Annotated in this window: 5 protein-coding genes; 1 reads left to right on the forward strand and 4 read right to left on the reverse strand. The window is 69.7% G+C overall.

Going from position 1 to position 7,957, the window contains the following annotated elements:
• Window positions 1-5 precede the first annotated feature (5 nt).
• From coaD to ssb, 3 genes are all read right to left on the reverse strand, one after another.
• Window positions 6-515: a pantetheine-phosphate adenylyltransferase gene (coaD, locus tag HW578_RS00920; protein WP_198368610.1), complete on the reverse strand. Its 510-nt coding sequence runs from the start codon at window positions 513-515 to the stop codon at window positions 6-8.
• Window positions 508-3,246, reverse strand: a complete 2,739-nt coding sequence (gene gyrA / locus HW578_RS00925; protein WP_369407782.1) for a DNA gyrase subunit A — start codon at window positions 3,244-3,246, stop codon at window positions 508-510. Before gyrA ends, coaD begins: the two co-directional genes overlap by 8 nt.
• 109 nt (window positions 3,247-3,355) lie before the next feature.
• The gene (ssb, locus tag HW578_RS00930) at window positions 3,356-3,856 is read right to left on the reverse strand and encodes a single-stranded DNA-binding protein (protein ID WP_198368611.1); all 501 of its coding nucleotides are present in this window, start codon (window positions 3,854-3,856) and stop codon (window positions 3,356-3,358) included.
• A 156-nt stretch (window positions 3,857-4,012) separates the two neighbouring features.
• On the opposite strand from ssb, the gene uvrA reads away from it, so the two are divergent.
• Complete coding sequence (uvrA, locus tag HW578_RS00935) at window positions 4,013-6,874, forward strand: excinuclease ABC subunit UvrA (RefSeq protein WP_198368613.1); 2,862 nt, start codon at window positions 4,013-4,015, stop codon at window positions 6,872-6,874.
• Between the two features lie 4 nt (window positions 6,875-6,878).
• Here uvrA and HW578_RS00940 read toward each other — a convergent pair whose 3' ends face one another.
• Window positions 6,879-7,670, reverse strand: coding sequence for a hypothetical protein (locus tag HW578_RS00940; RefSeq protein WP_198368615.1), 792 nt, complete (start codon window positions 7,668-7,670; stop codon window positions 6,879-6,881).
• Window positions 7,671-7,957: the final 287 nt, after the last annotated feature.

Raw genomic sequence — 7,957 nt, forward strand, 5'->3', positions numbered from 1 at the left:
TTCCCTCAAGATGATGTTGCGCGCAGCTTCGCGAGCGTGCGCTCCAGCGTCGTCCTGGGCACGAAGCCCGAGATGTCGCCGCCCAGCCTCGCGATCTCCTTGACCAGGCGGGAGGCGATGAACTGGTTGGTCTCCGATGCCATCAGGAAGACCGTCTCGATCTCCTGGTCGAGGCGACGGTTCATGCCGACCATCTGGAACTCGTAGTCGAAATCCGCCACCGCGCGCAGGCCGCGGATGATCATGCGCGCACCGATCTCGCGCGCGTAGTGCACCAGCAGCCCCTCGAAGGGCCGCACCTCGATGATGGTGCCGTTGCGTGCGGCGATCGCGGCCGTCTCGGCCTTCACCAGCGCGACCCGTTCCTCGAGGTCAAAGAGCGGCCCCTTGCCGATGTTGATCGCGACCCCGACCACGAGGCGGTCCACCAGCCGCGCCGCGCGGCCGATGATGTCGAGATGCCCATTGGTGACCGGGTCGAAAGTGCCCGGATACAGCGCGACGCGCTCAGTCATTGCCCTGCACCGCGTCTTCCTCCTCGCCCTCATCCGCCACGGGGAAGCAGGAGATCACGCGCTCCCCGTCCGACAGCCGCATCAGCGTCACCCCCATGCCCTGCCGGCCGGTGATGCGCACGTCGTCGGCCTCGATGCGGATCAGCTGGCCGCCATCCGTCACCAGCATCAGGTGGTCGCCGGGGCGCACGGGGAAGGTCGCGACAACCTCGCGCCCGGTCCGCTGGGACAGCGTGATGCCGGCAACGCCCTGCCCGCCCCGGCCAGTCACGCGATACTCATGCGCCGAGGTGCGCTTGCCGAAACCGCCATCGGTGACGGCGAGGATGATCTCCTCCGCCTCCGCCAACTCGTCGAAGCGCTCGGGGGTCAGCGCGATCTCGACGACCGGCTCATCGGCGTCATCGGCGGCGGCGGGCGCCTCGGCCTCATCCTCGCCGGCGCGGCGCTTCGCCGCCGCCGCCTTGAGGTAAGCGGCGCGCTCGGCGGCGCTCGCCTCGACATGGCGCAGCACGGACAGCGCGATGACGCTGTCGCCCTCCATCAGCCGGATGCCGCGCACGCCGTCCGAATCACGCCCGGCGAAGAGGCGCAGCGTGTCCGGTTCCGCCTGGAAGCGGATGCAGCGGCCCATACGCGTGGCGAGCATCACGTCGTCGCCCTCGCGGCAGGTCGCGACGCCGATCAGGCTGTCGCGTTCCTCGAGCTTCATGGCGATCAGCCCAGAGGCGCGCACGTTGCGGAAATCGCTCAGCCGGTTGCGTCGCACATTTCCCTGCAGGGTGGCGAAGACCAGGTGCAGCCCGTCCCACAGGGTCTCGTCCAGCGGCAGCGGCAGGACGGCCGTCACCGTCTCGCCCTCCTGCAGATACAGCACCTGGCGCAGCGAGCGACCGCGCGCGGCGGGGCCGGCTTCGGGCAGCTGCCAGACCTTCTCGCGGAAGGCCATGCCGCGGCTGGTGAAGAACAGCACGTGCTGATGGGTGTGGGCCACGAAGGAGCGGATGACGACATCATCCTCGCGCGTGCCCGCCCCGGTCCGCCCCTTCCCGCCACGGCCCTGGGCGCGGAAGGTGTCGAGCGGCGTGCGCTTGACATAGCCGTCGCGCGTCAGCGTCACCACCATGGTGCCGGGCTCGATCAGGCTCTCGTCGTCCACGTCGGCCACGTGATCGACTATCTGCGTCATGCGGGGCGAGGCGATCTTCTCCCGCACCGCGCGCAGCTCGGCGTCCATCACCTCCATGCGGCGGACGCGGCTGCCCAGGATGTCGAGGAGGTCCCGGATGCGCTCGCCCACCTCGCCGAGTTCGCCGGTGATCTTGTCGCGCTCGAGGCCCGTGAGGCGCTGCAGGCGCAGGTCGAGGATGCCGCGCGCCTGTTCCTCGGTCAGCCGCACCGTGCCCTCGGGCGTGATGACGTTGCGGTAGTCGTCCACCAGCGCCAGCAGCGCGCCGACATCGCCGGCCGGCCAGGCGCGGTCCATCAGCGCGGCGCGGGCGGTCGCGGCGTCCGCGCTGGCGCGGATGACGCGGATCACCTCGTCGATATTGGCCACCGCGATGGCCAGGCCGATCAGCAGGTGCCCGCGCTCGCGCGCCTTGGCCAGGCGATGGCGCGACCGGCGCAGGATCACCTCCTCGCGGAAGGCGATGAAGGCCATCAGCGCGTCGCGCAGTCCCATCTGCCGGGGCCGGCCATTGTCCAACGCCAGGAAGTTCACCGCAAACGACGTCTGCAGCTGCGTCATGCGGTACAGCTGGTTCAGCACCACCTCGGCGGTCGCATCGCGCTTCAGCTCGATGACGATGCGCATGCCCGAGCGGTCGGATTCATCGCGCAGGTCCGAGATGCCCTCGATCGCCTTGGCGCGCACCAGCTCGGCGATCTTCTCGAGTAGCGTGGACTTGTTGACCTGGTAGGGGATCTCGCTGACCGCGATGCACTGGCGGTTGCCCTTCATCTCCTCGATCTCGGCGCGCGCGCGCAGCGGGATGGAGCCGCGCCCCGTCTCGAAGGCCGCGCGGATGCCCGAACGCCCCAGGATCAAGCCGCCGGTCGGGAAATCCGGCCCCGGGACGATCTTCATAAGGTCGTCCAGCGTGAGGGAATTGTCGGCGATCAGCGCCAACGTCGCGTCGATGATCTCGGTCGGGTTGTGCGTCGGGATGTTGGTCGCCATGCCGACGGCAATGCCGTTGGCGCCGTTCACCAGCAGGTTCGGGAAGGCCGCCGGCAGGACGCGCGGTTCCTCCGCGCTCTCGTCGTAATTCGCCTGGAAGTCGACCGTGTCCTCGTCGATGCCCTCCAGCAGCGCCATGGCCGAGGGCGCGAGGCGCGCCTCGGTGTAGCGCATCGCCGCCGGCGGATCGCCGTCCACCGAACCGAAGTTCCCCTGCCCGTCGATCAGCGGCACGCGCATCGAGAAGGGCTGCGCCATGCGCACCATGGCGTCGTAGATCGAGGCATCGCCGTGCGGGTGATACTTGCCCATGACGTCGCCGACCACGCGGGCCGACTTGCGGTACGGCTTGTCGGCCGTGTAGCCGGCCTCCTGCATGGCGAACAGGATGCGGCGGTGCACCGGCTTCAGCCCGTCGCGCGCATCCGGCAGGGCGCGCGCGACGATCACGCTCATGGCGTAGTCGAGGTAGGAGCGGCGCATCTCCTCCTCGAGCGCCACGGGCTGCGTGTCGAAGGGGGGCTGCTCAGGGCTGGTGGAGTCGCTCACGCGGGAAACTCGATCCGATGTCTTGGGTCAGGCGGCGCCGCGGCGCGCGGGGTCGTGGCGCCATAGGCCCCGCGCGGCGGTCTGCGTCAACCGCCGCGCGCGGCGCGCGTCAGAACGGGATTTCGTCGTCGAGGTCGGTCTTCTTGGAATCCCAGCCGCCACCGCGCGAGGGCGCCCGCGAGGACCCGCCGCCGCCCTCGCTGCGGGCCGGTGCCGGCGCACGGTCCTGGTAGCCACCGCCCATGTCATCGCCGGCGCCGCCGCCGCGCCCGCCCACCAGCTGCAGCTCGCCACGATACTGGCGCAGCACGATCTCGGTCGTGTAGCGGTCCTGGCCGTCCTTGTCCTGCCACTTGCGGGTCTCGATCTGTCCCTCGATGTAGACCTCGCTGCCCTTGCGCAGGTACTTCTCGGCCACTTCGCCCAGGCGGTCGTTGAAGATCGCGACGGAGTGCCACTCCGTCCTCTCCTGCTGGTTTCCCTCGCGGTCCTTGTATCGCTCGCTGGTTGCGATGCGCAGGTTCACGACCTTCCCGCCGTTCTGGAAGTTCCGCACCTCCGGGTCGCGGCCGAGCCGCCCCAGGATGATGACCTTGTTGATACCCGCCATGCCGCGCAGTCCCTTGGTTTGCGGTTGTCACACTAGCCCGGCGCGCGGCGCGGGGCCACCCTTGCGCCCCCTTTGCAGGTTGCGGGAGCAGCCGCATATATGGTGAGAACATCCCCAGAACACCAGCAGCGCCTTGCCCCGGAGTCCCCCCAGCTCATGACCGGCCATATCCGAATCCGCGGCGCGCGCCAGCACAACCTCAAGGATGTCGACCTCGACATCCCGCGCGACACGCTGACCGTGGTTACCGGGCTGTCCGGCTCGGGCAAGTCGTCGCTGGCTTTCGACACGATCTACGCCGAGGGCCAGCGCCGCTACGTCGAGTCGCTGAGCGCCTACGCGCGGCAGTTCCTGCAGCTGATGCAGAAGCCCGACGTCGATTCGATCGAGGGCCTCAGCCCCGCCATCTCCATCGAGCAGAAGACCACCAGCCACAACCCGCGCTCGACCGTGGGCACGGTCACCGAGATCCACGACTACATGCGCCTGCTCTGGGCGCGCGTCGGCGTGCCCTATTCGCCCGCGACCGGGCTGCCGATCGAGGCGCAGACGGTCTCCCAGATGGTCGACCGCGTCATGGCCATGGAGGACGGCACGCGGCTGCTGCTGCTCGCCCCCGTGGTGCGCGGCAAGAAGGGCGAATACCGCAAGGAGCTGGCCGAATGGCAGCGCCGCGGCTTCGAACGCGTGAAGATCAACGGTACGCTGCACCAGATCGGCGAGGCGCCGAAGCTCGACAAGAAGCTGAAGCACGATATCGAGATCGTGGTGGACCGCATCGTCGTGCGCGAGGGCGTGGCGCAGCGCCTGGCCGATTCCTTCGAGACCGCGCTGGGTCTCGCGGACGGCATCGCCTATGCCGAGAACGCCGACACGGGCGAGCGCACGGTGTTCAGCGCGAAATTCGCCTGCCCGGTCAGCGGCTTCAGCATCGAGGAAATCGAGCCGCGGCTCTTCTCCTTCAACTCCCCGCACGGCGCCTGCCCGGCCTGCGACGGCCTCGGCACCGAGACCTTCTTCGACGCGCAGCTGGTCGTGCCGCAGGACGATGTCTCGCTGAAGGACGGGGCGATCATGCCCTGGACCGGCGCGCAATCGCCCTACTACACCCAGACGCTCGAAAGCCTGGCGCGCCACTTCAAGTTCGCCATGACCACAGCCTGGCAGGACATCCCGGCCGCGACGCGCCAGGCCATCCTGCACGGCACCGGCGATGAGGTGGTGACGCTGCGCTACAAGGACGGGCTGCGCGCCTATGAGGTGAAGAAGCCCTTCGAGGGCGTCATCCCGAACCTCGAGCGCCGCTTCAAGGAAACCGACAATCCCTGGGTGCGCGAGGACCTGGCCCGCTACCAGGCCGACAAGCCCTGCGCCACCTGCACCGGCTTTCGCCTGAAGCCGCAGGCGCTGTCCGTGAAGGTCGCGGGCCGGCACATCGCGGAGGTGAGCGACCTGTCGATCCGGCGCGCGCGCGACTGGTTCGGCACGGTCATGGAGACGCTCACGCCGCAGCGCCAGGAAATCGCGCGCCGCATCCTGCGCGAGATCGAGGACCGGCTGCAGTTCCTGGTCGATGTCGGACTGGACTACCTCAGCCTCAGCCGATCGTCGGCCACGCTGTCGGGTGGCGAATCGCAGCGCATCCGTCTCGCCTCGCAGATCGGCTCGGGCCTCACCGGCGTGCTGTATGTGCTGGACGAACCCTCCATCGGCCTGCACCAGCGCGACAACGAACGCCTGCTCGGCACGCTGCGGCGCCTGCGCGACCTCGGCAACACCGTGCTGGTTGTCGAGCATGATGAGGACGCGATCCGCCAGGCAGACCACCTGATCGACATCGGCCCCGCCGCTGGCAAGGGCGGCGGGCGCGTCATCGCGCAGGGCACGCCGGCCGAGGTGATGGCCAACCCCGCCAGCCTGACCGGCCAATACCTGTCCGGCGCACGGCGCATCGAGGTGCCCGCCACGCGGCGCAAGATCGACAGGAAAAAGCAGCTGCGCGTGGTGGGTGCGACCGGCAACAACCTCAAGAACCTCACGGCAGCGATCCCGCTCGGAACCTTCGCCTGCATCACCGGCGTCTCGGGCGGCGGCAAGTCCACGCTGGTGGTGGAGACGCTGTTCAAAGCCGCCTCGCGCCGCCTGATGGGCGCGGCCGAGGTGCCCGCGCCGCACGATCGCATCGAGGGGCTGGAGCACCTCGACAAGATCATCGACATCGACCAGTCACCGATCGGGCGCACGCCGCGATCGAACCCCGCGACCTATACGGGCCTGTTTGCCCCCATCCGCGACTGGTTCGCGGAAATGCCCGACAGCCGTGCCCGCGGCTACAAGGCCGGCCGCTTCTCCTTCAACGTCAAGGGCGGCCGCTGCGAAGCCTGCCAGGGCGACGGCCTCATCAAGATCGAGATGCACTTCCTGCCCGACGTCTACGTCACCTGCGACACCTGCAAGGGCAAGCGCTACAACCGCGAGACGCTGGAGGTGAAGTTCCGCGGCAAGTCCATCGCCGACGTGCTCGACATGACGGTGGACGAGGGCGTGGAGTTCTTCTCCGCCGTCCCCGCCATCCGAGACAAGCTGGTGGTGCTGCGCGATGTCGGCCTCGGCTACATCCATCTCGGCCAGCAGGCGACCACGCTGTCGGGCGGCGAGGCGCAACGCATAAAGCTGTCGAAGGAACTGTCCCGCCGCGCCACGGGGCGCACGCTCTACATTCTGGATGAGCCCACCACCGGCCTGCATTTCGAAGACGTGCGCAAGCTGCTCGAGGTGCTGCACGCGCTGGTCGACCAGGGCAATACGGTGGTGGTGATCGAGCACAACCTCGAGGTCATCAAGACCGCCGACTGGGTGCTCGACCTCGGCCCCGAGGGCGGCGAGGGCGGCGGGCGCCTGGTGGCCGAAGGCACGCCGGAGGAGATCGCGGCGACGCCGGAGAGCCATACGGGGCGCTTCCTGGCTCCGCTGCTCGCGCGCGCCGAGGTCCCGGCGCGCAAGCGCAAGCGGGCCTGACCGTTCAGCCGCGCGACCAGCGCGCCGCCTCGATCCGTGCGCGCTCCTCCGGCGTCAGCGTCACGAAGCGCAGCTTGTCGTCGAGCGGGAAGGCCGGCCCGCCGGAGCGCTCCCGCAGCGCCAGCACCAGGCCCCGCGCCGCGTCGATCACGAGGGGCTTGTCGGATTTGCGCACCGGCCATTCGAAGACCTGCCCGTGCTCGTCCGCGACGATCCAACTCGGCCCACGGCCCCAGCCGCGGAACAGCACCGGCACCGCCGCCAGCTCCCGGCCCGCCAGCGCCTTCGCCTCGCCGGCCTTCGCCTGACCTCTCCAGGCCGAGGCGAGCAGCCCGCCGATCAGGAGCAGCCCGACGAACAGGCTCCCCGCCGCCGTGGCCACGCGGTTCCACATCCGATCCAGCCCGAGATCGGTGGTCACCAGCCCGGGCCGCGCGGGGTCCATCATCGGCACGGCGGACCAAGACCCCATGTGCGGCTCGACGAAGGTGTAGTCGAGCTTGCGCGTATGCGCGCCGTCCTTGTCGGTCCAGGCGATGGTGAGGTTGCAGCTCTGGAACAGAAAGAGGCGGGACCGGCAGCGGCCCTCGGCGATGCGCGCCGCCGGCGCCGACACGGCGCGGTCGCGCACCGCGAAGTCGTCGCGGATGGCGGGCACGACATCGATCGCGACCATGGCGATGAAGGCACCGAACAGCAGCGTCCCGCCCAGGGCGACCAGCCATCCGCGCGCAGCGCCCCGCCCGGGCTTCAGCTTGAAGGCGCGGCGCGGGAAGGCGTCGAGCAACGGTGTCATGCGCGGTCTCCGTCATTGGCTGGTGTCGCGCGAAGCGGCGCGCCGCCGTGGCCATTGGGGCGGTTTGTGCCACAGCTCCGGCCGCGCGGTTGCGAATCGTTTCACGACCGCCAGGGCGCAGCGCGCCATCCGAGGGCTGCATCGCGCTGACCGCGCTGCCGGCGGAGGGTCGCAGGGGACGGCCGCGCGCGACGCGCGCGCGCTTGGCTCACGTCCGCCCGCGAAGCCCTGCCCAGGCCACCGCAAGCCGGTCCCCCGCGCCGCGCCCCACCGCGCCGGCTTCCCGC

It is taken from the genome of Roseomonas rosulenta (genome assembly GCF_016106005.1).
GTDB classification, from domain to species: domain Bacteria; phylum Pseudomonadota; class Alphaproteobacteria; order Acetobacterales; family Acetobacteraceae; genus Neoroseomonas; species Neoroseomonas rosulenta.